This is a genomic window from Kiritimatiellia bacterium (assembly GCA_018001225.1).
Taxonomy (GTDB): Bacteria; Verrucomicrobiota; Kiritimatiellia; order CAIQIC01; family JAGNIJ01; genus JAGNIJ01.
Genome location: JAGNIJ010000022.1, coordinates 1 through 23,388, shown reverse-complemented (window position 1 = coordinate 23,388; position 23,388 = coordinate 1). Strand labels below are relative to the sequence as shown.

Genomic DNA, 23,388 nt, shown 5'->3' with positions numbered 1-23,388 from the left:
CCGGCCCCGGCGTTCCGGAAGGAATTAATACTCCCGGTCCTTGTTCCCGCCGCGGAAGTCGTCCCCTTCCTCTTCTTCGTCCTCATCGCCGTCGAGGACCTCGCCAAGGTCGTTGACGTCCTCGAAATCGGCCTCCTCCTCTTCCTCCTCGTCGTCGGAGGGCTCGGCGCAGTCGGGGCAGACGGTGGCGCGGGGATGGCAAGCGCGGCAGTACTCGGCCCCGCACATGCTGCACTCGCGCATCTTCTCGTCCCCGTGCGTGGGGCACCCGGGTTCCACGCCGTAAAGGTTGGTTTCTTCTTCGCTGGCCACGGTGGTCTCCTTCGCTCGGGCTAGTCCTCGCCCAGTTCCACGTTCCAGTACGCCAAATCCAGGAAATGCCGCCAGCTGTGGTCCGCGGTGCGGACGAACTGGATTTCCACGAACGGGCGCCAGCGCGGCTTCTTCGGCTTGCGGATCAGCCGCATGCCGGCCTGCTCGGGCGTCCGGTTCGCCTTGCGGCGGTTGCAGTCCACGCAACTGCAGACGACGTTGGTCCACTGCGTCAGGCCCCCGGCCTGGCGGGGGACGACGTGGTCGATGTTCAGGTCGCGCCGGTCGAACCGCTTGCCGCAGTACTGGCAGGTGTTCCGGTCGCGCTCGAAGACGTTGTGCCGCGTGAACTTGACCTCCTTGTTCGGCAGGCGGTCGAAGAACAGCAGCAGGATGATCCGCGGGATGCGAATGCGCAGGGAGATGGTCCGGAGCGCCCCGTCGCCGTCGGCCGGCGGGGAGAAGTCGCACCATTCTCGGAACGAGTACGTACCGAAGCCCTGCGGCGTCTCGCACACGGCCTGCGCGTGGCCGGTGTAGAGCAGGGCGAGCGCGCGGTCCGCCGTGCAGACGTTGATCGCCTGCCAGAGGCGGTTCAGCACGAGCACCGGGTGCTGCATGGCTTCGATGGACATGGGCCGTATTCCGTTTTCGCGTTGAATAACACAGGCGCCTCGCGGTGTCAAAGGGCTGATCGCATTGATTTTCCCGGCGCGTTTTGCCATGGTGTCCCCGGGCCGGGAGCGGCCCGCCATGAAATCGGCGTTCCTCGACAAACTGATGGAACGGCTCGACCGGGTGGACCCCGGCAGCCTGCAGACGCACTTCCTGCGCCTCGCGCGCGAGAAGGGCCTGCTGGAGACCCTGTTCCGCGCCGTGCGCGAGGGCATCATCGTCCTCGACGGCCGCGGGAGGATCACCTACGCCAACCGCGCGGCGGAGCAAATGCTCGGGTTCCAGGCCGACGCCGCCGCGGGCCAGTCCATCCGCCGCTTCCTGCGCGAGATGGACTGGGACCGGCTGCTCGAGCTCGATCCCGAGGAATGGTCGCGCCTCGTCTCACGCGAGATCGAGATCACCTATCCCGAGCGCCGGCTCCTGGACTTCTACGTCGTGCCCCTGTCCGCCGCCGCCGAGGGCGAGCGCGGCGCCGTGGTCCTCCTGCGCGACGTCACCTCCGACCGCGACCACGAGGCCCGCGCGGTCGAATCCGAACGGCTCAACGCCCTGACCCTGCTGGCGGCCGGCGTCGCCCACGAGATCGGCAACCCGTTGAATTCGCTGCACATACACCTTCAGCTGATCGAGCGCGAGCTGGCCGGGCTGACCCCGAAGAAGCGAAAGGAGCTGACAGACCTGGTCGAAGTCAGCCGCCGCGAGGTCGAGCGGCTGGACGGCATCCTCACCCAGTTCCTCCGCGCCCTGCGGCCCGCGCCGCCGGACCTCGCGCCCGGCTCCGTGGCCGACGTCCTGCGCGAGACGCTGAACTTCCTCCAGCACGAGATCCGCGACCGCGACGTGCTCGTCGAGGTCGAGGCGCCCGAGGCCCTGCCGGCGATCCCGATCGACGCGGACCAGATCAAGCAGGCGTTCTTCAACATCATCCGCAACGCCATCCAGGCCATGCCCGGCGGCGGCCTGCTGAAGATCACCCTGCGCGAGACCGACCGGTTCATGGAGATCGCCTTCCGCGACCGCGGCCCGGGCATCCCGCCGGAGGACATCCACCGGATCTTCGAGCCCTACCAGACCACGCGGCCGGACGGCTCGGGCCTCGGGCTCGCGATCGTCCAGCGCATCGTGCGCGACCACGGCGGGCAGATCGAGGTCCACAGCCGGCCCGGCGAGGGCACGACGTTCACGCTCCTGCTGCCGCGCACCGGGCAGCGAATGCGGCTGCTCCAGGCCTCGCCGGACCGCGAGCCGGCCGCACCCGAGGGAGGCCCGCCGTGAAAAAGCAGCCCGTGATCCTGATCGTGGACGACGAGAAGAACACCCGCGACGGGCTCGCCCGCGCCCTGGGCCGGAACTACGACGTGCGCCTGGCGGACAGCGCCGCGCGCGCCTTGCAGGTCCTGGACGAGCGGCCCGTGGACGTGCTGTTGAGCGATATCCGCATGCCCGGCGAGGACGGCCTGGCCCTGATGCAGCGCGCCCTCGCGCGCACGCCCGCCCCGGTCTGCATCCTGCTCACCGCCTACGGCAGCATCGAGACCGCCGTGGACGCGATGAAGCGCGGTGCCTATGACTTCCTCACCAAGCCCGTCAGCCTCGACCGGCTCGAGCTGCTCCTCCAGCGCGCCCTGCGCGAGCGGGACATGGAGAGCGAGAACCGGCGCCTGCGCGAGCAACTCGACGCCCGCTTCGGGCTGGAGCAGCTCATCGGGCGCTCCGCCCCGATGCAGGAGGTCTTCGACGCCATCCGCCAGGTCGGCCCGTCGCGCGCGACGGTGCTGGTCACCGGCGAGAGCGGAACGGGCAAGGAGCTGGTCGCCCGCGCGATCCACCAGTTGAGCCCGCGCGTCCACGGGCCGTTCATCCCGCTCCACTGCGCCGCGCTCTCTCCGACGCTGCTCGAGAGCGAGCTGTTCGGCCACGAGAAGGGCGCGTTCACCGGGGCCGTCGAGCGGCGGCGCGGCCGGTTCGAGCTGGCGGACGGCGGGTCGCTGTTCCTCGACGAGGTCGGCGAGATCCCGGCGGCCATCCAGGTGAAGATCCTGCGCGTGCTCGAGGAGCGGAAGTTCGAGCGCGTGGGCGGGCAGGAGACCGTCGAGGTGGACGTCCGCCTCGTCGCCGCGACCAACCGCGACCTGAAGAAGATGGTGGACGAGGGGACGTTCCGCGAGGACCTCTACTACCGGCTGAACGTCGTCACGATCCACCTGCCGCCGCTGCGGGAGCGGCCGGACGACATCCCGCTGCTGGTCCAGCATTTTCTCAAGGAGCTCGCCGCCGAGAACGGCAAGACGATCGCCGGGCTGACGCCCGAGGCCATGGGCGCACTCGCCGCGTACGCCTGGCCGGGCAACGTGCGGGAGCTGCGGAACGTCATCGAACGCATGGTCGTCATGGCGAGGGGCGACACCCTGACCGTCCGGGATCTTCCGGCCGCGCTCCGCGACGAGTCGCGCCCGCGCGGCGGCCTGCCCGCCGGGCCGATTTCCCTCGACGAGGCGGAGAAGCAGCTCATCCTCCGCGCGCTCAAGGCCTGCGACGACAACCGTACCGCGGCCGCCCGGCAGCTCGGCATCAGCCGCCGCACCCTGCACCGGAAGCTCAAGGAATACGGGCTGGAGTCAGGTCCGCCGCCGGGCCCGTGATCAACGCCCTGTAGTTCCGCCGCTTTGCGGCGACACTCTCCGGCGACAGAGCGCCGGAGCTACAGGCTTTCCGCTCTATCGGCGGAAAACAGAGCTTTCCTTTTTCCGGAGCCGCTGTATTTTGGACCGCTTGTGAATGGCTCGAATTCAACCGTTATTCTGGGCGCTTTACGCCTCCAAATGCTGGCCCCGACGCTGATCCGCGTCGAGGAGGCCGGGCCGCGCGGCTTCGAAGACCGGCCCACGTTCACGGTGGTGGAACGCGAATGGGACGTGGTTCCCGTGGAGCGCGAGAGGCAAGGAGACCTCACGATCCTGAACGCCAGGGGGCTGCGCGTCGAGATCCGGGGCGGGGCGCCGAAGCTGGAGGACGTGCGCGTTTTTTCGAAGGAGGGCGGGGTGTTGTTCGACGGCGCCGCGCCCGTGCCGGCGCGGGCCTTCCTGCCGGAGCCGGGCGCCCCCATCGCGAGCTGGGCGCTGGCGGACCAGCCGCGGCTCGTGCCGCCGGCGTGGGGCGCGCTGCCGCCGCCGAACGACGCGGACCCCGTGAGCGGTTGGGATCTCGGCAACCCGGCTCGGGACGTTTACGTGTTCCTGCCCGGCGCGGGCGGCTACCGGCAGCTCGTCCGCGACCTGCTCCGGCTGACCGGGCCGGTCCCCCTGCCGCCGCTGTGCGCGTTCGGGCTGATCGACAGCCGCTACTACCCCTACCGCCAGGACGAGGCGCTGGAAATCATCGACGAGTACCGGCGGCGCGGCATCCCGCTGGACATCTTCGTGCTGGACACGGACTGGCGTGTCGGGGCGTCGCACGGCTACGAGGTGAACCGGGAGTTGTTCCCGGACCTGCCGGGCTTCACCCGCGCGGCGCACGAGCGCGGGATTCGGATCATGCTCAACGACCATCCGGAGCCGGCCGATCCCTCCGCCCTGTCGCCCGCCGAGATCGGGTACCGGGCGCGGGGGCTGACCAGCCTGCTTGAACAGGGCGCGGATTTCTGGTGGTTCGACCGCAACTGGCACACGGTGCTCGGGTCGCCGGCGGAGGGCCTCGGCAAGGAAACCTGGGGCATGCGGCTCTACCACGACATCGTCGAGGCCTACCGGCCGGACCGGCGGCCGATGATCATGTCCAACGCCGACGGCATCGACAACGGGCGCCTGAACGGGCCGCCGCACCCCGCGGCGCACCGGTTCCCGATCTGGTGGACCGGCGACACGCGGGCGTCGTGGGCCGACCTGGAGCGGGCAGTCCGCAACGCGGTCCGGAGCGGGACACTTTCGCTGCTGCCGTTCTTGAGTGACGACCTGGGCGGCCACCACGACACGCCGGACCCGGAGCTGTACGTTCGTTTCGTGCAGTACGGGACCCTGTCGCCGGTTTGCCGCCTGCATTGCTCCTACAAGCTGCACCGGTTCCCCTGGATGTTCGGGGAGCCGGCGGGCTCGATCGTCTCGGAGTACATCCGGCTTCGATACCGGCTGCTGCCGACGCTGTACTCGGCCGCGCGGCAGGCGTTCGCGGACGGCACGCCGATGCTGCGGCGCGGCGACCTGGAATGGCCGGGCCACGCGGAGGCGGCGTCCGACACACAGTACCTGCTGGGCCCGGACCTGCTGGTCGCCCCCATCCTGCGCGCCGCGGCGCCGCTTTCGCCGATCCCCGCCGAAATCCTGCGCGCGCCGGATGGAACGCCCGGCCTGCAGGCCGAGTATTTCGGCAACGACCGGCTGCAGGGCGAGCCGGCGGCCCGGCTCGTGGAGCCCATGGTGAACCACGGCTGGTTCGGCCGGCCCCCGGCGGACGGCGTGGAGGGCCGGGGCTTCTCCGCGCGCTGGACAGGGACGCTCGGGCCCGTGCCGGCGGACGGCCTCTACCGGCTCGGCATCCGCACGGACGACGGCGCGCGCCTCTGGCTGGACGGCCGGCTGCTGATCGACGAGTTCGAGCAGTCCGGCGAGGTGTACAAGTGGCGAGACGTGGAACTGCGGGCCGGCCAATCCTGCGCCCTGCGCGCGGAATACCGCAGCCTCGGGACCTGGCACGCGATGTTCGAGCTGCTCTGGGGCCGGCCGAACGGGCCGGACGCCTCGCGGGAAGTCTGGATTCCGCCCGGGTCCTGGATGGATCCCTGGACCGGGACCTGGCACCAGGGGCCGGGTGTGCGGGCGATCCCCGCGGCCCTGAACCGGGTGCCGATGCTGCTCCGGGGCGGGGGCCTCCTGTTTTCCATTCCGCTTCGGCTTCACACGGGACGCGCGCAGTGGCCCGAACTCCGCGCGGACCTGGCCTGGCGGCCGGACGACTTCGACACGATCCGCGCGGTGTACGAGGACGACGGGGACACCACGGCCTACAGGCGCGACGCCTGGCGGGTCACGCCGGTGCGGTTCCGGCGGGCGGATGGCCGGGTGGAGCTCGCGGTGGAGCCGTGCGCGGGCGGGCTCGCCGAGCGCGGGGGGCGCCGCTGGACCTTCCGCGTGCACGGGCTGGCGGCCCGGCCGGACGACGTCACGGTGCACGGCGCGACGCTGCTGGCGGTGGCCTGGGGTCCGGCGGCCGGCCCGCTGCCGTTCGAGGCCTCCGCCTCCTGGGCGCGCTCCGCTGGCCTCGTACTGGAGATCGACGTGGAGCAGTCGCGCGTTCACACGCCCGTCCAGGTGCGCTTCAGCGCATGAGGAGCCATATTCGACATTGCCGAGCCGCGGGAGACACCGTACGATGATCGAGGTTTTGGCGCGAACGGACAGGAGTTGACATGGCCGCGAAACCATTTGAATCCCGTATCCAGGACCTGATCTACAACGTGGACGTGGGCATCGGCCTCTGGCTGATGAAGATCGGCCTGTACCTGCTCTTTGTCCTGATCACGATGCTGCTGTACACGGCGACCCAGTTCCGCGGGCTGAAGGAACCCGCCGCCATGGACGCGGCGCAGCTCGGCCGGAACCTGGCGACCCACCACCGCTTCATCACCCAGAACATCCGGCCGGCCAGCCTCTGGTTCCTGGCGCGCCGGAACCCGGCCGCCGGGTTGCGCATGGACCGGCATCCGGACATCGTCAACGCGCCGCTCTGGCCGATGGCGCTGGGCGCCGTCTTCAAGATGGCGGGCACCTCGTTTTCCTCCGACAAACCGGCGGCCGTGTTCGCCCCGGAGCAATGGATCGTGGTGCCGCTCGGGCACTTCTTCACGCTGCTGACCGGGCTCGTTCTTTTCTTCTTCGGTCGGCGCCTGTTTGACCGGCGGGTGGCCGTACTGGGCGTCACCCTGTACTTTTTGAGCGACACGATCTGGCGCAACAGCATCTCGGGCCTGGGGCTGTCGATGCTGATGTTCTTCGTGGTGACGGCCTTCTACCTGGCCTACCTGGCGGCCGCCGGGCCGACCGAGGACGGGCGCGCGACCGGCAAGGGCCTGCTGCAGCTCGCCGGCAGCGCGCTGCTGTGCATCCTGGCTTTTCACACCCGGTACGCGTCCGCCGTGTTCGTGCCGGCGCTGGCGGTGTACATCGGCGTCTCGTTCCGGAAGAAGGGCTGGCGGTGGGCCTCGCTGTTCCTGCTGGCGTTCCTCCTGGGCATCACGCCGTGGCTCGTGCGCAACACGATGGTCAGCGGGAACCCGCTGGGCATGACCGCGCACCTGGCCCTGAACGGCACGGATTCCTTCGCCGGCAACGGCTTCGACCGCGCACTGAAGCCGGCGCTCACGCTGGACAAGGTTTTCCGGGACCTGCAGACCAAGTGGATGGGCGGGCTGGCCCGGTTCTACCGGCAGGATCTCTGGAAGACCGGCGACGGCCTGCTGTTCGGCCTTTTCCTGGCGGCCCTGTTCTTCCGGTTTGTCAACACGCCGGCCCACCGGCTGCGCTGGTGCCTGGTGCTGGCCATCGGCCTGCTGTGGCTGGTCGCCGCGCTCTTCGGCGAGGAAACCGCGCGGCTGCTGAACGTCTGCTGGCCCATCGCGCTGCTGTTCGGACTCGCGTTCTTCTTCGTGCTCCTGGACCGGCTGCAGTTGCAGGCGCGCCTGTTCGAGCTGGCGGTCATCGTGGCCGTCGCCGTCACCAGCGCGCTGCCGCTGGCGTTTGCCCTGCTGCCGCCCCGCGCCGGGCCGCCCTACCCGCCATACTTCCCGCCCTACATCATGCACGTGACGCGCATGCTCACGCCGGCCGAGATGATGTGCAGCGACATGCCCTGGGCGACCGCCTGGTACGGGGACCGCGCCTCCCTGCTGCTCCCCTCCACCCTCGACGACTTTTACGAAATCAACGACTACCACCGCCGGATTTACGGGCTCTACTTCACCACGATCACGCGGGACAAGCCGTTCGTCAGCGGCCTCGTGGCCGGGCCGGAACGTTCGTGGTTTCCCATCCTCGAGGGCCGCATCCCCGGCGACTTCCCGCTCACGCAGGGCTTCCCGATCAACAACATGGACCAGCTGTTCCTGACCGACCGGGAGCGCTGGAGTCGCCGCTGATCGCGGCCCGCTACGGGCTCCCGAGCGTTTTTTCCAGGTGGGGTTCGGGCGCCACGCCCAGTTCCAGCGCCCGTTCGTAGTGCCGGCGCGCCGCGTCGCGATCCGGGTTCAGGCCGGCCGCCAGGATCAGCGCCAGGTTCAGGTGGGCATCGCCGAGGTCGGCGTTGAGGCTCACGGCCTGCTCCAACTCCGCCCGCGCTTCCGCCAGGCGGCCCTGCCCGATCCACGCCACGCCGAGCGCGTTCCGCAGCGCGGCATTGCTCGGGTCCAACGGGACTGCCGCGCCCAGCGTATCCGAAGCCTCGCCGTACCGGCGCAGCGTGCAGAGCCCGATGCCCAGCAGCAGGCGGGCCTCGGGATCCCCCGGCTCCCGCGCGACGGCCCCCTCGAGAATCGCCACGCCCTCCCCGGTCCGACCCAGCTTCAGGAGGCAGCGGCCCGCGCCCTCCACGGCCTCGGGGCGGTCGCCGGCCGACCGGTAGGCGGCCAGCGCCTCCTCCAGCCGCCCTTCCTTCTCGAGCGCGACGGCATCCGCGGCCGCGGGGCCGTCGGCTTCGCGGCTTTTCGCGAACGCACGCTCCAGTTCCCCGACGCGGGCCTCGGCGGCTTCGAGCGCGGCCTTCAGGCGGCCTGTCTCCCCGGCGGCCGCCTCGGCGTCACGCCGCGCCTTTTCCAGGTCGGCGCGCAGGGAGGCCGCCTGTTCCTGCTCGGCGGCCAACTGCGCCGTCCGCTCGTCCAGTTCGGCGGCCTGCTTCTTCCGGGTTTCCGCCGCCTTGCGGACCTTTTCCTCCAGCGCCTCGATTTTGTCCTGCCTCCCGGCCTGCGAGGCCTGGAGGGCCTCCAGGTCTTTTTCCTTTTGTGCCAGTTGCGCGCGCGCGGCCTCGCCGGCCCGGAGGGCCTCCGCGAGATGCCGCTCGGCCTGTTCCCGGAGCTGCGCCTGCTCTTCCCCGGCGCGGCGGGCCTCCGACAGCGCGGCCTCGTCCGCCGTCTTTTCGGCCTCGAGGCGGGCCCGGGCGGTCTCCAGTTCGTTGGTCAGCGCCTGAATCTTCCTGTCCAGTTCGCGGTGCGCGGCCTTGAGATCCTCTTTTTCGCCGCGCATCTTTTCCAGCTGCCGCGCGCTTTCGGCGATCCGCGCGGCCTGGTTCGTATCGGCCGCGCGGGCCCGGGCGTCCGCGAGGTCCCGGGTCAGCCGCTCGATCTCCTGGCTGGAGACCACCGCCGCGAGCGCGGCATTCGTCTCGACGGCGGACAGCCGCTCGCGCAGCTTCTCGTTCTCCGCGCGCAGGTCCGCGAGCGGCTCCGCCGGCGGGCCCGCTCTCGGTCCGGCGCGCGGGGACTCGGGCTTCTTCTCCGCGCCCGCCCGGCGGCGCAATTCCTCGATCCGGTTCGCGCAGTCGGCCATGCGGTACTGGACGATGTCGGCCTGCCGATCCGGATAGAGATTGTGCAGCCGGCGGTACTGGGCGTGGGCGTCCTCGTACAGGGAAAGGGCCTCGGTCCAGGCGCCTTCCTCGCGGGCCCGGTTGGCCCGCCCGAACGTGACGTAGGCCTCCGTGAGATCCCGTAGAAAGGCGTCACCGGCCGGCTCCTGCGCCGGCGCGGCCGCCGCCAGCACCAGCGCGGCCGCGACGGCGGCCCACGCACCGATTCCTTTGGACTGGAGTCTCATGGAACGTGCTCCTTACAAATCCCCGATCACCTCGTTGACGACGTCCTCGAGGGTCACCAGCCCGATGACCTCGAACCGGTCGTCGGTGACCAGGATCATGTGCTGCCGCGTCACACGCATGCGCGGCAGGATGTGATCCACCGGGGCGTGGTCGGCCACGAACTGGCAGGGCCGCATGTAATCGCGGACCTGCTTCTCCGCGTAGCCCGTGTCCGCCAGGACGTCAAAGATGTGCACGATGCCGACGAAGGTCTTCTTGTCGGGATCCTGGACAGGAAAGCGATTGATCTCCCGGGCGCGGGCCAGTTCCAGCAGTTCCGCGGCGGGGGCATCCTGCCGAATATCGACCATGCGGTCGCGCGGGGTCATGATTTCCCGGCAGGACTTCGTCTTGAGCTCGATGACCTCGTGGATCATGCGGTGCTCGGCCGGGGTCAGGATGCCGGTGGACTTACCCTCGCCGGCGAGATGCACGATTTCCTCGCGGGTGACGAGGGGGCGGCTCTTCTCGTCCTCGCGGGGCCGGCCCGGGGTCAAGAGGCGCACGAGCCCCATCAGCGGGACGCTGACGGGCAGCAGCGTCAGGCGCGCGGCGCGGAGCACCGGCGCGAACGGGAGGCTGCGGTGCGACGGAAACGCCTGGAACCACGCCTTGGGAAAGAACTCGCAGAACACCACGATGACGACGGTGATGGCCGCGCTCGCCAGCCAGGCGCCCTCCGGCCCCAGGGCGCGGGTGCCCAGGCTGACGGCGAGGGTCGAGGCGACCGTGTACGAGATGTTGGTGCCGACCAGCGTGGTGCCGAGCAGCATGTCCGGGTGCTGCAGGAAGTACTGCATCGTCTCCGCGCCGTGCACCTTCCGGCGCACCAGGTGATGCAGGCGCAAGCGATTCATCGCCACGAGGCCCGTCTCGATGCCGGCGAAGAACCAGCCGGCCGCCAGGCACGCCAGCAGCAGGATCCAGGAGGCGCTCATGGGCCCTCCACTTTTTCGACCTGGGCCAGGGTCGCCCGGCGGCGGATCGTCTGCATCACGGTCACGCGCGCGCCGTCGGCCTCGACCACGTCATCCTGCACGGGGATATGTCCCGCCCGCGCGGCGATCCAGCCCGCGAGGCGATCCGCGCCCTCGGCGCGCAGGTGCAGGCGCAGCTTGCGGTTGATTTCCTCCAGGCTGATGTTCGCGTCCACCAGCCAGCGGTGCGGCCCGGCCTGCTGGAAGAGCGGGCGGGGCTTGCTCAACTCGTTGTAGATCTCCCCCGTGATCTCCTCGAGGATGTCGCCGCGGGTGATCACCCCCGCCACGCCGCCGTACTCGTCCACCACGACGGCGATGCGCAGGCGGTCGCGCTGGAACTGCATCAGTACCTGGTTGAGCGGCGTGTTCGCCGGCACGAAGAAGGGCGGCAGCCGCGCGGCCTCCAGGCGGTGCTCCGGGTCGAGCAGGAACTTGCGCACGTCGAGGAAGCCTTCAACGTTGTCCACCTGGCCGCGGTACAGCAGCAGGAAGTTGCGCCGCGCCTTTCGGGCGGTCTCGATCCAGGTGGCAGACTCGTCCCCCAGGTCCACGCCGACCAGGTCCACGCGGGGGGTCATGACGTCGCCGGGCTTGAGGTCTTCCAGGTCCACGATGGCCTTGAGCATGGCCAGCTCGTCGGCGTTGAGGATGCCCTGCTCCTGGCTGATCTCCAGCACGGTCTCGAACTCCTCCTCGCTCAAGGTCCGGCCGCGCGGGCGGAAAAGCGGCTCGAAGGATTTCATCAGGCGCTCCAGCAGGAACCGGAGCGGCGCCAGCACCCGGATGAGCAGTACCATGACCGGGGCGTACCAGAGCGCCAGGCGCTCGGCGTGGAGCAGGCCCACCCGCTTGGGCCCCGCCTCGCCGAAGATCACCAGCGCGACCGTGACCACCGGGATCGAGACGGCCTCGCCGCGTCCCGGGAAGAACCGGTCGGCCAGCAGGAAGCCGATCGCCGCGATGCCGACGTTGACGATCGTGTTGCCGATCAGCACGGTGGAGAGGATCCGGGTGGGCTGGGCGAGCAGGTTGTGAATCCAGGCGCCGATCGTCGGATTGCGCTGGGTCACCCGGCGGAGCGCCAGCGGGTTGAGCGAAAAGAAGACCGTCTCGCTGCTCGAGAAAAAGCCCGAGCAGATCATCAGGACAACCAGGGCGATGGCAAGAATGACGGCCATGTCGTTTGCGCATCCCCAGCATATCGCATCCCCGCCGCTTTTCGAGGACAAAGCGGCCGGGCCCCGCCCCGCTTGCGATTTACCGGTTCCGGGGGATATTGAAGCATGAACAAAGGCATCATCCTGGCCCTGGCGCTCGGGGCCGCCGCGGAGGGAGCCGCCATGGAAAAGAACGAAGCGAAGGCGCTTGGAGTCGCCACGTTCGGGGGCGGCTGCTACTGGTGTGTCGAGGCAGTGTTTCAGCAGGTCGACGGCATCGAGTCGGTGACGTCCGGATTCATGGGCGGCCGGGTGAAGAATCCGACCTACGATCAGGTCTGTTCGGGGCAAACCGGTCATGCCGAGGTGATCCAGGTGCGTTATGACCCCGCGCGCGTGACGTACGAGCAGTTGCTGGAGTGGTTCTGGAAATCGCACGATCCGACCCAGCTGAACCGGCAAGGGAACGATGTCGGCACGCAGTACCGCTCCGTGATCTTCTATCACGACGAAGCTCAAAAGCAGGCGGCCGAGGCCTCGCGCGCGGCGCTGGACCGATCGGGGACGCTGGCTCGCCCCGTGGCCACGGAAATCGCCCCGGCGTCCGAGTTCTATGCCGCCCCGCGGTATCACCAGGACTACTACCGCCGGAACCGGTCGCAGCCCTACTGCCAGTTCCTGATCCGCCCGAAGCTGAACAAGCTGGGGCTGAAGGAGTAAGACGGGATCGAGGGAACTCGCTCCTCCCATGCCGATTTCGTGACGGCTGGAGGGCGGAGCGTCTGCGACGCCGATCAGAACAATCCCGGCTGCGCGCCCTTGGGCTTTAATCCGAACTTCTCGTAGGCGCGCTCGGTGGCCACGCGGCCTTGCGGCGTGCGCTTGAGGTAGCCCTGCTGGATCAGGAAGGGCTCGTAGACTTCCTCGATCGTGTCCGGTTCCTCGCCGACGGAGACGGACAGCGAATGCACGCCGACCGGCCCGCCGCTGAACTTGTGCAGCAGGGTTTCCAGGATGCGCTTGTCCATTTCGTCCAGGCCGTGCTCGTCGATATCCAGCATGGACAGGGCCTTGTCGGCGACGTCGCGGGTGATCCGGTTGCCCGCCTTGACCTGCGCGTAGTCGCGCACCCAGGCCAGCAGGTTGTTGGCGATGCGCGGCGTGCCCCGGGCGCGGTCCGCGATCTCCCGCGCGCCGTCCGGCTCGACGTCCACGTTCAGGATGCGGGCCGAGCGCGTGATGATCTCCTGGAGCGCCTCCGCCTCGTAGTAATCCAGCCTTGCGGTCAGGCCGAACCGCGAGCGCAAGGGCGCGGTCAGCAGCCCGCTGCGCGTCGTGGCGCCCACCAGCGTGAAGCGCGGCAGGTTTAGGCGGACCGACCGCGAATGCGGGCCCTGGTCGATGACGATATCCAGAACGAAGTCTTCCATAGCCGCATAGAGATATTCCTCCACGGACTTCTGGAGCCGGTGGATCTCGTCGATGAACAGGAAGTCTCCCTTCTCCAGGTTGGTCAGCAGGCCGGCCAAGTCGCCGGGCTTATCGATCACCGGCCCGGAGGTGACCTTGATGTTCACGCCCATGGCGTGGGCGAGGATGTAGGCCAGCGTGGTCTTGCCGAGGCCCGGCGGACCGGAAAGCAACACGTGCCCGAGGACGTCGCCCCGCCCCCGCGCGGCCTCGACGAACAGTTCCAGCCGCTCGCGGACCTTGGGCTGGCCGACGAAATCCGCGAAGCGGGCCGGCCGCAGGCTGATGTCGAACTCCGTGTCCGCCTTGTTCAGGGTATCGGTGACGAATCGTTCGCTCATGATCGCGCCGCCACTATAGGCCGGCCCCAGGGGTTGGGCAAGACCAATGGCCCCCGGGCCTGCCGCCGGCGCTCCCGACCACCGGCTAGGCCATACTTTGCAAAGTATGGCCTAGCCCCTCTTCGACGCGTCTGGCAACAAAGCGTATACTCATCGGCAGGCGCTGTGCCCGGCACGAAGTAAATAATGCTGTTATTTTAAGGGCTTTTTTGCGTTTCATGGCCTGCGCGCCCAGGAGCCGCGGCGCCTTCGGCCACGAGTCACCCGCCCAACCCTCGGCCATACTTTACAAAGTATGGCCTAGGGTTTGTGCCGTACGCGGATCGGCATCGAACCCGCCCCCCGCCGCCGTGCGGGGCGTCTTGCGCGACACCCCCTATGCCCTGTCCAGAAACCGACCAGGACCTCGCGGCTCAACCGCCCGGCGCGGGGCGGAGCCCGTCGTTCGGCTCCTCGCAAGACCTGGAGACGCTTCAAGAAAACGCCGCTTTTCATGAGCGGCGCGGCCGACTAGGATGGGGCCATGGTCATCGGATTGCTCCAGGCGACGCTAAGCATCCCGGAATCGCACTCGCTGAAAGACAAGCGCATGGTGCTGCGCAGCCTCAAGGACCGGGCGCTGAACAAGATGAACGTCAGCGTCGCGGAGGTGGACCAGCAGGACCTCTGGCAGGCGGCCACGCTGGCCTTTGTCACCGTGGCGGCGGAAAAGGACGTCGTGGAACAACGCCTTGCCGCGGTCAGCGAGCACCTGCGGTCCGACCCGCGCGCAATCCTGCTCGACTACGAGACACACCTGCTGTAGTACGCGAACGCCGGGCCGGGTTCAACCCGTCGTAATCGTAATGCTAATCGTAATCGCTTTCTGCAGGATATACGGAGTTTTTTGGGGGGCGATTACGAGTACGAGCAGGATTATGAGCGGGAAGACGGCGGAAAATGGAACGGTTACTTCGTCCGCAGGTGCAGGACCAATCCGAAATCCTGCTCGAGGATGTCCACCATTTCCGCGACGGGCAGGCCGACCACATTGGTGTAGGAGCCCCGGATCGCCCGCACCATGAACGAGCCGATCCCCTGGATCGCGTACGCCCCGGCCTTGTCCATCGGCTCGCCCGTGGCGATGTAGCCGGCGATCTCGCCGGGGGTCAGCCTCTTGAACTCAACCGCGGTCCGGACCGTTCGGCTGCGCATCCGGACGATCCGTCCGCCGTCCGCGCGCGCCACGCACAGGCCGGATATCACCGCGTGCCACCGGCCGCTCAACGCCCGCAACATGCGCGCGGCATCGGCCCGGTCCCGGGGTTTCTGCAGGATCTTCCGACCTTGGACCACGATCGTGTCCGCCGCGATGATCACGGCCGGACCGCGGACGCGGGCCGCCACCTCGGTGGCCTTGTCCTCCGCGAGGCGGCGCGCATAGTGCGCGGGCCGCTCCCCGCGGTTGGGAGTCTCGTTAAGTTCCGGGGGCACGATGCGGAACTTCAGCCCCAGCGACCGCAGGAATGCGCGGCGACGCGGCGACGCACTGGCCAGTACTAGCGATTCCTTTTTTTCCATAAGGGCTCCGTCCAGCGGCGCGCTCCATACTGGGGGAGACGGCCGCGTCAAAGCAAGCCTTTGCATCTTTTCCCGCTGCCGGCACGGCAGAGATGGTGTATTCTATTTGCCCAAGCGCGGGCGAGGAGCGGACATGATCTCCGTGACAGGGCTCGATTTCGCGGGCAAGCGGGAAACGGCGGTGCCGGCGGACAAGGTCGCCGTGGCCGCGGCCGAGGGCTGGTATTGCTGGGTGGACGCCGAGTCCGTCGTCCCCACGGACTTGCGACCGATCCTCGAAACCCTCGGCTTCGACCCCGACGCCGCCACGGAGGCCCTGGAGTCCGGCGACGAGGTGGTCTACCGACTGCTGCCGCGCTCGGTATACCTCTATTTCAACGAGGTCCGCTTCGAAAACCGCGATCTGACCCGCGCACCGGTCCATGTCCTGCTCAACGAGCGGGGCCTGGTGATGTTTCACGCCGGGCCGGTGGCCATGATCACGCATCTCCGGCAGACCTACCGCGAGGATTTCCTCGCGTACAGCCGCAGCCACGGGTTCCTCGTGTTCGAGCTGGCCGACCACCTGGTGGACGGCTACCGGAGCGCCCTGCTGGCGATCGGCGAATCCGTGCAGCGCGTTCAGATGCAGTTGTTTTCCAGCCCGGACGACGACATCTTCCGCAGCGTGGCCGAGCTCACGCGCCATATCCTGGAGTGCCGCAAGTCGGTGACCGCCTCGCGCGAGCTGCTGCACGAGATCGCCTCTCGCAAGTCGCCGTTTATCCCGGAAACCACGCAGCCGTTCATCGAAACGCTGGCGGGCACGCTCGACCGCCTGGGCGGCGACCTGGCCACCGAGCGCGACGTGCTCACCGACACGCTGAACCTCTACATGGGCATGGTGGGCCACCACACGAGCCGCCTGCTCAAGCGCCTGACGATGATCAGCATCATCTTCCTGCCGCTGACCTTCCTGTGCGGAGTCTACGGGATGAACTTCGCGCACATCCCGGAGTTGAATTGGCGGTTCGCCTATCCCGCGTTCTGGTTCGCGGTGGCGCTGATCGCCGCGGGCCTGCTGCTGTTTATGAAGCGCTCCCGCTGGCTGTAAGACCCGTTCCGGGCTTCACGGCGCTACTCGAAGAGGTCGCGCAGTTTCCCCGACAGCGCCCGGTACGCCGCGCCGTTCGGATGGCTGTCCTCGGAGCCCGAGGCATAGCTCCCCTTGAGGCTTCCGCCCGGACCGGCAAGGGTTCCATAGAAGTCGAAGACCCAGCAGTTCGCATGGCTCGCCGCAAAGTCCTGCAGGAACGCGTTGTACTGCCGGTGATTCCAAACCAGGTCGCCGTCGGTGTAAGCCGACACCTGTGGCAGGGCGTTGCCGACGATCATCCCGACGCCGGCGTTGGCGCACGCGGAGTAGGCCTGTTCGACATAGGCCTTGTTCCGCTCGAGGTTCGCGGCCGCGGTGTCGCGGTCGCCGCCGGCGAAGTCCTCGAAGCACAGCTTGAAGAACGCGATCCGTGCTTCCGGGTTGGCCGCCACCTGTGCGGAGAACGAGCCCACGATGCCGGGCGGCGTCTCCAGCCCGCCGTAGACCGGCGCGCGGCCGCCCACGTCGCCGCCGAGGTAGTCCATCCACCCCGCCATCACCGAGCGCCCGCACATCAGGATCGTCCCCTCGCCCGGCGGGATGACGCCGCTGCCGCCCGAATCCGATTCGCACCCCGCCAGGATCAGGGCCAGGGCCAGCAGTCCGTACGCGCCGATGATTTTCATAGGGTTCCTTTCTGTCTCCAAGGGTACGGTCGGCGCGGAGGCACGGTTTATCGTGCGCAGGAAAAAAAAGTTCAGACGCACACCGGCCCCCAGGTCCGGGTTCGGGATCATCATCCCAGGTTTAAAGTTTTAATGGGAGGGCGCGGGCACAGGGGCGGGACGCCGGTCCGCGAGGGCAGGAGCCCGGGCGCCCGTCCAGGCCGCCAGGCACCATTCAGCCCGCGCGAGATCGGTCAGGGCCCTTTTCAGGCAGGAGGGGCAGAAGCCGTGCGAGTATCGGGCCACCTCTTCGACCGCCTGGCCCGGCAACACCCAGCGACCGTCAACCCGCACGAGGCCGCACACGCAGCATTTGCCAAGAATGTTGACCGATTTCATGGGTCCGCCCTCTTCTTCCCATCGTGTATAATGTTCCGCGGCCTGTATTATTGCCGACCCGCCCTCATGGCTACCGTCGCCCGCTCCTTTCTATTTGTCCCCTCCCGCGCGAAAACGTTGAAAAAAAGAGAGGCCCCGTCGGGCCTCTCTCCCTGTCCATGGCCGACTTGGAAAAGTGGCGGCCTACCATTCCCCCCGCACGGGCCAGACGCCGCCGCCGATATTGGACTTCAGATAGGAGCCGAGGTATCCCTGCTCCACGCCCCAGGCGCGGGTGGTGTCGCCCTTGTAGGTGCTGCTGGTCCAGAAGAACGAGCCGGGGGCCCCGTTGAAGGGATGGCCCGCGGGGAGTAACGTCGCGCTCCCGAAGTCGATCAGGCTCCAGGCCTCGCGCCGGGAGGGCAGCCGCCAGTCCTCGTGGCCCGCGAAGATCAGGGCCTTGCAATGGTCCACGGCAAGGGCCCAGGACGTGGTGGCGTCTATCCCGATCTTGCGTGTCCACATCCGGCCCCAGAGGTTATCGAAGACCAGGTTGGTATCCGACATGACGGTGAAGCGCGGGACGGGCCACGGCACGCCGGGCTGGAGGTAGCCGTCGTCGCCGATGGCCAGGCTGTTCGTCTGCCCGGTCTTGGGGACCGGGGACTTGCCCATTGTATGGCTGCGCACGGGCCAGTAGTGCGGCGCGGTGTTGGTGCGCGCCCAGCGGGCGATCGTGCCGTCGGCCAGGCCCAGCACCCAGGCCCGGTTGGTATCGACGATGTCCCCCGTGCCGGTCCAGTAATTGAACTGGAGATTGTTGAAGGGATGCCCCATCGGCAGCGCCGGCAGGATCCGCTCGAGGTCCACCAGGCTCTCCATCTCGCGGACGGACGGCAGGCGCCAGTCCTCGTAGCTGTGGCGCGGGGTGAAATAGCAGGCGCCGACAGCCGTGTTCCAGGTCCCGCTTCCGGCGCTGGCGCTGCGGGTCCACATCAGGCCGGTGAGCGTATCCACCACCAGGTTGGTGTCCGCCTGGATGACGAAGCGCGGCTCGGGCCAGGAGTGGCCCGACTTCAGCTCCCCGTCGTCGTAACTGTGGTACGTGTTGGTCTGGCCGGTCCGGGCGATGCAGGACGGATCGTCCACCTCGATGAGTATATCGGCCGCCACCACCTGCCTCCGCGAGTGAATCTGGCTGACCCAGTTGCTGGCCAGGACGCAGAAGGCGGTTTCCAGCATGGTCGTGCCGCCGATCGTGTCGTGGTGGGTCACGAGCGCCGCGTCGCTTTCCATGATGTTGACGATGGCGCTGTCGTACGTACCGTTGAGCCGGTAGAACCGCCGCTCCGACCGCTCCCAGAGACACCGCTCCTGGGCCCGCGCCGCCGGCCCCGCCAGGACCAGCAGCCCCGCGCCGAGAGCAACAAGCTTCTTCATGCGTTCCTCCTTATGCCTGCGTAGCATAGCCATGTTTCGCCGCCCCTTCAACCCCATAACCGCGAGCCTTTCCGGCGCGAGGGCGGCCTGCCGGGCCTCCCTCGCGCCGGGTCCTCCCGCCGCAATCAGCGTATCGTTTCGCCGGACTTGACGGTGTAGTCCTGCCCGAAGTTGTTGTCCCAGAACTCGCGTCCCGAGGCATCCCGGTAATAGACCGCGAACTTGGCGGTGCGGTTCGGCTTGGTGAGAAGGGTTCCGACGCGCCGCTCGAACCGGCACAGTTGGACCTGGGCGCTGCCATAACCGAAGCCGTAACTCGTGGAACTCACGATCGGCACATCGGTGTACGTGGCCCAGTTGTCGGTGGTGACCCGGATGCCCGCCGTCAGCGAAGGCGCGGTGCTCTGGACGACCAGGGTCCCGGCCACGTACTGGTTGTACCGGCGCGGCAGCCCCGGCACGCTGCTGGCCACGCGGTGATAATTGCTGGCGACGACAAGCCCCACCTTGCCGCCCACGAGGCCGTCGGCGGCGCCGCCGTGAACGATGACCGAGTAGTCGGCGCCCCCGTTATTATCCCAGTAATCGTGGGTAAAGGTCATGCCCGAGACGGCGTAGCTCCAGGTGGCGCGGATCGCGAACCGCATCCGGGCCCTCGGCACGCGCGCGTAGAACAGCATGTGCGTTCCGTAATGCCCGACCAGCGACATGCCCGTGTCGACCCAGGCGCCTCCCGCGCCCCCGTCATGATGCACGAAGGCTCTCCAGGCCCCGCCCAGGCCGTCCATGCTGTCCACGTGCACGTAGACGTCGCTGTAGGACCAACTGACCCCGCCGGCCGCGCCCTCGATCGGCGCGGCGAATACCAGCCTGATCGGCGACTGCGCCGCCGAGGAAAAGGCCCCCGCCAGCAAAACCGCCGCCGCCACCATGACTGCTTTTGCACACTGCTTCATACGTATTCCCCTTCTTGTACTGGTTTACCGCTTTCGTGAATTCAGGCGACCCGTGGTGCGGGCCCCGCTGCTACATGTTCGCTCGCCACCTCCTTCCGCCTTGCCCGCCGGCCGGTCCTGGCCCGGCGGGCTGGAGTCCTGTGTCATGCCCGGCTTCAGCGCGGCATGAAGGTGTGGCGGGCCGTGCGGCTGGGCATCCCGAAACGGTCCACGGCATAGACCTCGAAGATGACTTTCTTCTCGCCGCTCAAGGGGATGGAGACGGTCACCTGCGGGTTCAGGGCCCCGGCCGTGTCGGACGTACCCAGGCTCGTGGTGAACACATGGCGCGCCGCGCCCGGGACCGGATTGCAGCTCAAGGTGTACCGAAGGGGCGTCAGCACGCCGCCGCCGACCTTGGTCGCCGCCAACCCGGTCGGGATCTGCTTGCCGAACGGCACGCGCGCGGTCTCTTCCTCCTCGCCCCCCGCGTCGTCCACGACGCCCTCGTCGGCCGGCTGGTCCGTCAGGCCCTCTGTTTCCTCCGCCTCGCCCTCGACCGACTCCGCCGCGGCCCCGCCGGCCTCTTCCACGACCACGGTCTCGACCACGACCTCGCCGTCCACGACGTTGGTGACCACCACCGTCTCGGCATGGCCGCCGCCGTCGCTGTCCTCGCAGCCCGTCAGCGCAAAGGCCATCGCCGCCGCGCACAGCATCGCCCACAGAACATTCCATTTTGTATTCATCGCCTTCTCCTTTTTCCTTTTTACTGCCTCCGCCGGTGCAGTCGCCGCCCGGAGGCGCTTTGTCTCACGGCCGGCTTTTTTTCATGAGGTGCGACAAACCGCCGGCCCGGCACGACCCCACCCATGAACGGAGCGGCGGGATTGAATCGGGGGAGGTTCGACTGACCGGTCCAACAACAAGGAAAGACAGGAGAAAGATCATGAAGAAGAGGATTCAGATGATGCTGGTGGCGGGGGCGGTGATGGCGTTCGCGACGGCGGCCCGGGCGCTGCCCAACCTAGTGCTGCGCGAGATGCGGGTCACCACGGCGACCAACGGCGTGCAGCAGCTCTGGGTCCGGGTGAGCAATGAGGGGAACACGGCCAGTTCCAACGGGTTTGTCACCGTGTACATCGATCCCCCGTCCGATCCGGCGTGCGGGAATCCGGGCTATGGGCGTCAGTGGCTGGGGTTCCTGCGGCCGGGCGCCAACCGGTTCTACCTGTATGCCCTGCCGGCGCTGGCCCGCGGCGAGCACAAGCTGTGGGGCTTTGCGGACAGCACCTGCGTCGTGCGGGAAGGCCGGGAAACCGACAACAAGCGCTCGCTGATCCTTCGCGTCCCGTAGCGCATCAGACAAATCAAGCCATGCCACCAGAGCCCCGGTGATGAAATGAAAAACACGCATGACTCCTTCGCAGGAAAAGTCCGCCGGCGGTGGTGCTGGGGCCTGGTTGCGGTTCCCTTGGCAGGCGTGGCCCTGTTGCTGGGCGCGGCGAGAGGGCCGGAAGAAGAGCGGCCGGCGGCAAGCCATCCGAAGGCCGTGCGCCATCCCGCCGGCCGTTCCGTCAAAACGGCACCGGCGCCCGTCGTGACGGCGGCCTTGGTGGAAGAACCCGCGCCGCCCCGGGCCGAAAAGTCCGGGGCGGCCGAACACATAGAGCAAGCTCCCCTGGGCCAACTGCTGGCGGAACGGCCGGAGCTGGCCGACGCCCTGAAGACCCTGCTGGAGAATCAGCGCCCGGTGGCCGTCATGCCCCGGGAACAGATGCTGGCCCTGCGCGGGACGCCCGAGGACGTGATCGAGTTAATCAAGCTGTACCACGAGGCGCCGAGCGACGAGGTCCGGGACGAGATTTTCAGCGCGGCCTGCACCCTTTCCAACCCGGAGTCCGCGGAACTCCTGTTCCAGTTGCTGGCCGCCAGCGGCGAATCGGACCTGACGACCGCGGCGGCACTGTCCCTCGCCCGCATGGCGGATTCGGTCCTGCTGGACGAAATCCTGTACCGGTACGAAACGGCGGGCACCCCGGATGAACAGGCGCGCCTGCTCGGCATCCTCTACCAGATCCGCAGCCCGTCGCGCGTGCCCGCGCTGATCGGCATGGCGGAGCGGCAGCCCGGCGGCGACCCGGCCACGGCTGTTCTCCAGACGCTGGGCATGATCGGGTCGCCCGAGGCCGTCGAATACCTGCTGGACCGGCTCATCGCGGCCGGGGCCCCCGAAGAGCGGGCGGCGTACGGCGAGGCTCTTTCATGGGTCGTCGAGGCGGACGCGCTGCCCCTGCTGATCTCGGCGGCGACGGACGGGAGCCTCGTCCCCGCCGCGCGCGCGGCGGCCGCACGCGCGCTCGGCAATTTCATGCCGGAGTACGTGGAGAGCCTGCTCGGCAGCATGGTCTCGACCGAGCGAGACGCAGCGGTCCGCCGGGCCGCACAGGAGGCCCTGGAGAAGGTGCGTTCCTGATGCGGGGCGGGCGGGCTTCCGCTTGACGCGCCGCGCGCCGCCAAGCCATAGTGGCGCGGCGGGAGGGGCGCAACCGACAGGGTAACGGTATGGACGAAGGGAAAAATGCTCGCGTTCCGGGAGCAGGGGGCCGGGCTTCCATCCTGCTCGCCTTCTCCCTGGTCCTCGGCGCGATGGCCGCGTCCCGCGCGATGGCCGGCCTGCCGACCAACGGCCTGATGCTGCACTACTCTTTCGACACCGACAACGGGGCGACCGTGCCCGACCAGAGCGGCGGGGGCAACCTCGGCCTGGTCACGACCAACCTAGAGTGGTCGGCCTTCGGGATCTCGAAAGGGGCGTACCGCTTCCACGGCAGCAACGAGTACATCACCGCCGGGCCGATGTTCAACTGGACCAACTTCTCGGAGGGCTTCAGCCTGTCCTTCTGGACCCGCCAGATCGAGACCGAACTCCGCGGCTCGTACTGGGCCGGCACGACGGGCGGCTCGGGCGCCACAACCAACCGGTTCGAGCTGGGCGCCAACTTCTCGAGCCAGGGGGAGATTTTCTTCCGGCTGTACGACGACGAGGGGAACCTGAACCAGCGCCGCTACGGCGCCACCGGCGTGGACGACGGCGAGTGGCACCACGTGGCCCTGCTGGTCGGCACGAACCCCGCCAGCATCCGGCTGCTGCTCGACAGCGTCGAACTCGCGCCGGGCGAAACGTCGGGCACCGTCCTGCGGCTGGCCCGGCCGAATTTCCCGATGGTCCTCGGCTCCGCCAGCGACGGGGAAGGCGGCATCAGCGCCACCAACTCCCCCAACGGCTACCTGGACGACTTCCGCATTTTCGACCGGGTCCTTTCGACCGGCGAGGTGGCCACGCTGCACAAGATGATGGAGAACGAGCCCGACGACACGGTTCCGCAGGCGCGCCTGATCTCGCCGGGCCAGGTCAAGACCCATACCTTCAAGTGTGGTGAGGATTTCAAAGTTTCCGTTTTTGTGCGGTCAAACTTTCCGAATGGGGGTCCATTGGAGCAAAACCACGGGATAACGGTCTGGGGCGGGCCTATGGCGCAGATAGGAGATACTACCGTCC

At 68.3% G+C, this 23,388-nt stretch carries 21 protein-coding genes; 10 read left to right on the top strand and 11 right to left on the bottom strand.

The genetic code is table 11. The annotated features are described in order from the left end of the window. Positions 1-24: 24 nt before the first annotated feature. Both KA248_08760 and KA248_08755 read right to left on the bottom strand, forming a co-directional pair. Positions 25-312 carry a hypothetical protein gene (locus KA248_08760; GenBank protein ID MBP7829992.1) on the bottom strand — a complete coding sequence of 96 codons (288 nt, stop codon included), beginning with the start codon at positions 310-312 and terminating at the stop codon, positions 25-27. 20 nt (positions 313-332) lie between these two features. Further along, a complete protein-coding gene (locus tag KA248_08755; GenBank protein MBP7829991.1) occupies positions 333-947 on the bottom strand; it encodes an HNH endonuclease in 615 nt (204 codons plus the stop codon). 118 nt (positions 948-1,065) lie between these two features. Between KA248_08755 and KA248_08750 the strand changes: the two genes are divergently transcribed. The 4 genes from KA248_08750 to KA248_08735 all read left to right on the top strand — a co-directional run bounded on the left by KA248_08750 (position 1,066) and on the right by KA248_08735 (position 8,116). Beyond that, entirely contained in the window at positions 1,066-2,265 is a 1,200-nt protein-coding gene (locus KA248_08750; GenBank protein MBP7829990.1) for a PAS domain S-box protein, read from the top strand. Then, positions 2,262-3,632 carry a sigma-54-dependent Fis family transcriptional regulator gene (locus tag KA248_08745; protein ID MBP7829989.1) on the top strand — a complete coding sequence of 457 codons (1,371 nt, stop codon included), beginning with the start codon at positions 2,262-2,264 and terminating at the stop codon, positions 3,630-3,632. Before KA248_08750 ends, KA248_08745 begins: the two co-directional genes overlap by 4 nt. A gap of 180 nt (positions 3,633-3,812) precedes the next feature. Beyond that, positions 3,813-6,311, top strand: a complete 2,499-nt coding sequence (locus KA248_08740; GenBank protein MBP7829988.1) for a DUF5110 domain-containing protein — start codon at positions 3,813-3,815, stop codon at positions 6,309-6,311. Between the two features lie 80 nt (positions 6,312-6,391). Next, positions 6,392-8,116, top strand: coding sequence for a glycosyltransferase family 39 protein (locus tag KA248_08735; GenBank protein MBP7829987.1), 1,725 nt, complete (start codon positions 6,392-6,394; stop codon positions 8,114-8,116). Positions 8,117-8,126: 10 nt separating this feature from the next. On the opposite strand, the gene KA248_08730 is transcribed toward KA248_08735, so the two are convergent. Genes KA248_08730 through KA248_08720 form a run of 3 tightly spaced genes read right to left on the bottom strand, consistent with a single transcriptional unit; the run spans position 8,127 to position 11,983 of the window. Further along, entirely contained in the window at positions 8,127-9,785 is a 1,659-nt protein-coding gene (locus tag KA248_08730) for a tetratricopeptide repeat protein (protein ID MBP7829986.1), read from the bottom strand. Between the two features lie 12 nt (positions 9,786-9,797). After that, on the bottom strand, positions 9,798-10,763 hold the full coding sequence (locus tag KA248_08725) for an HlyC/CorC family transporter (GenBank protein ID MBP7829985.1): 966 nt from the start codon (positions 10,761-10,763) through the stop codon (positions 9,798-9,800). Then, on the bottom strand, positions 10,760-11,983 hold the full coding sequence (locus KA248_08720) for an HlyC/CorC family transporter (GenBank protein ID MBP7829984.1): 1,224 nt from the start codon (positions 11,981-11,983) through the stop codon (positions 10,760-10,762). Before KA248_08720 ends, KA248_08725 begins: the two co-directional genes overlap by 4 nt. 162 nt (positions 11,984-12,145) lie before the next feature. Here KA248_08720 and msrA point away from each other — a divergent pair, with 162 nt between their 5' ends. Next, positions 12,146-12,682, top strand: coding sequence for a peptide-methionine (S)-S-oxide reductase MsrA (msrA, locus tag KA248_08715; GenBank protein MBP7829983.1), 537 nt, complete (start codon positions 12,146-12,148; stop codon positions 12,680-12,682). Between the two features lie 74 nt (positions 12,683-12,756). Here msrA and ruvB read toward each other — a convergent pair whose 3' ends face one another. After that, entirely contained in the window at positions 12,757-13,773 is a 1,017-nt protein-coding gene (gene ruvB, locus KA248_08710) for a Holliday junction branch migration DNA helicase RuvB (GenBank protein MBP7829982.1), read from the bottom strand. A 523-nt stretch (positions 13,774-14,296) separates the two neighbouring features. Between ruvB and KA248_08705 the strand changes: the two genes are divergently transcribed. Then, complete coding sequence (locus KA248_08705; protein ID MBP7829981.1) at positions 14,297-14,578, top strand: DUF503 domain-containing protein; 282 nt, start codon at positions 14,297-14,299, stop codon at positions 14,576-14,578. A gap of 143 nt (positions 14,579-14,721) precedes the next feature. Here the strand turns inward: KA248_08705 and maf are convergent, their stop codons facing one another. Beyond that, positions 14,722-15,333, bottom strand: coding sequence for a septum formation inhibitor Maf (gene maf / locus KA248_08700; GenBank protein ID MBP7829980.1), 612 nt, complete (start codon positions 15,331-15,333; stop codon positions 14,722-14,724). A gap of 133 nt (positions 15,334-15,466) precedes the next feature. Here maf and KA248_08695 point away from each other — a divergent pair, with 133 nt between their 5' ends. Next, positions 15,467-16,426, top strand: a complete 960-nt coding sequence (locus KA248_08695) for a magnesium transporter CorA family protein (protein ID MBP7829979.1) — start codon at positions 15,467-15,469, stop codon at positions 16,424-16,426. A gap of 23 nt (positions 16,427-16,449) precedes the next feature. Here the strand turns inward: KA248_08695 and KA248_08690 are convergent, their stop codons facing one another. From KA248_08690 to KA248_08675, 4 genes are all read right to left on the bottom strand, one after another. Continuing rightward, on the bottom strand, positions 16,450-17,094 hold the full coding sequence (locus KA248_08690; protein ID MBP7829978.1) for an SGNH/GDSL hydrolase family protein: 645 nt from the start codon (positions 17,092-17,094) through the stop codon (positions 16,450-16,452). Positions 17,095-17,655: 561 nt separating this feature from the next. Next, positions 17,656-18,891, bottom strand: a complete 1,236-nt coding sequence (locus KA248_08685) for a DUF1566 domain-containing protein (GenBank protein ID MBP7829977.1) — start codon at positions 18,889-18,891, stop codon at positions 17,656-17,658. Between the two features lie 125 nt (positions 18,892-19,016). Then, a complete protein-coding gene (locus tag KA248_08680) occupies positions 19,017-19,847 on the bottom strand; it encodes a hypothetical protein (protein MBP7829976.1) in 831 nt (276 codons plus the stop codon). A 155-nt stretch (positions 19,848-20,002) separates the two neighbouring features. Beyond that, the gene (locus tag KA248_08675) at positions 20,003-20,575 is read right to left on the bottom strand and encodes a hypothetical protein (GenBank protein MBP7829975.1); all 573 of its coding nucleotides are present in this window, start codon (positions 20,573-20,575) and stop codon (positions 20,003-20,005) included. A gap of 200 nt (positions 20,576-20,775) precedes the next feature. On the opposite strand from KA248_08675, the gene KA248_08670 reads away from it, so the two are divergent. The 3 genes from KA248_08670 to KA248_08660 all read left to right on the top strand — a co-directional run. Then, a complete protein-coding gene (locus KA248_08670; GenBank protein MBP7829974.1) occupies positions 20,776-21,183 on the top strand; it encodes a hypothetical protein in 408 nt (135 codons plus the stop codon). Between the two features lie 45 nt (positions 21,184-21,228). Then, a complete protein-coding gene (locus tag KA248_08665; GenBank protein ID MBP7829973.1) occupies positions 21,229-22,302 on the top strand; it encodes a HEAT repeat domain-containing protein in 1,074 nt (357 codons plus the stop codon). An 89-nt stretch (positions 22,303-22,391) separates the two neighbouring features. Further along, positions 22,392-23,388, top strand: a 997-nt coding sequence (locus tag KA248_08660; protein ID MBP7829972.1) for a LamG domain-containing protein, incomplete at its 3' end; no start/stop codon positions are given.

Coding starts and splice junctions, on each gene's coding strand:
- KA248_08755 (MBP7829991.1), bottom strand. CDS start 947: ATGTCCATCGAAGCCATGCAGCACCCGGTGCTCGTGCTGAACCGCCTC.
- KA248_08750 (MBP7829990.1), top strand. CDS start 1,066: ATGAAATCGGCGTTCCTCGACAAACTGATGGAACGGCTCGACCGGGTG.
- KA248_08740 (MBP7829988.1), top strand. CDS start 3,813: ATGCTGGCCCCGACGCTGATCCGCGTCGAGGAGGCCGGGCCGCGCGGC.
- KA248_08735 (MBP7829987.1), top strand. CDS start 6,392: ATGGCCGCGAAACCATTTGAATCCCGTATCCAGGACCTGATCTACAAC.
- KA248_08730 (MBP7829986.1), bottom strand. CDS start 9,785: ATGAGACTCCAGTCCAAAGGAATCGGTGCGTGGGCCGCCGTCGCGGCC.
- KA248_08725 (MBP7829985.1), bottom strand. CDS start 10,763: ATGAGCGCCTCCTGGATCCTGCTGCTGGCGTGCCTGGCGGCCGGCTGG.
- KA248_08720 (MBP7829984.1), bottom strand. CDS start 11,983: ATGGCCGTCATTCTTGCCATCGCCCTGGTTGTCCTGATGATCTGCTCG.
- msrA (MBP7829983.1), top strand. CDS start 12,146: ATGGAAAAGAACGAAGCGAAGGCGCTTGGAGTCGCCACGTTCGGGGGC.
- ruvB (MBP7829982.1), bottom strand. CDS start 13,773: ATGAGCGAACGATTCGTCACCGATACCCTGAACAAGGCGGACACGGAG.
- KA248_08705 (MBP7829981.1), top strand. CDS start 14,297: ATGGTCATCGGATTGCTCCAGGCGACGCTAAGCATCCCGGAATCGCAC.
- maf (MBP7829980.1), bottom strand. CDS start 15,333: ATGGAAAAAAAGGAATCGCTAGTACTGGCCAGTGCGTCGCCGCGTCGC.
- KA248_08695 (MBP7829979.1), top strand. CDS start 15,467: ATGATCTCCGTGACAGGGCTCGATTTCGCGGGCAAGCGGGAAACGGCG.
- KA248_08690 (MBP7829978.1), bottom strand. CDS start 17,094: ATGAAAATCATCGGCGCGTACGGACTGCTGGCCCTGGCCCTGATCCTG.
- KA248_08685 (MBP7829977.1), bottom strand. CDS start 18,891: ATGAAGAAGCTTGTTGCTCTCGGCGCGGGGCTGCTGGTCCTGGCGGGG.
- KA248_08680 (MBP7829976.1), bottom strand. CDS start 19,847: ATGAAGCAGTGTGCAAAAGCAGTCATGGTGGCGGCGGCGGTTTTGCTG.
- KA248_08675 (MBP7829975.1), bottom strand. CDS start 20,575: ATGAATACAAAATGGAATGTTCTGTGGGCGATGCTGTGCGCGGCGGCG.
- KA248_08670 (MBP7829974.1), top strand. CDS start 20,776: ATGAAGAAGAGGATTCAGATGATGCTGGTGGCGGGGGCGGTGATGGCG.
- KA248_08665 (MBP7829973.1), top strand. CDS start 21,229: ATGAAAAACACGCATGACTCCTTCGCAGGAAAAGTCCGCCGGCGGTGG.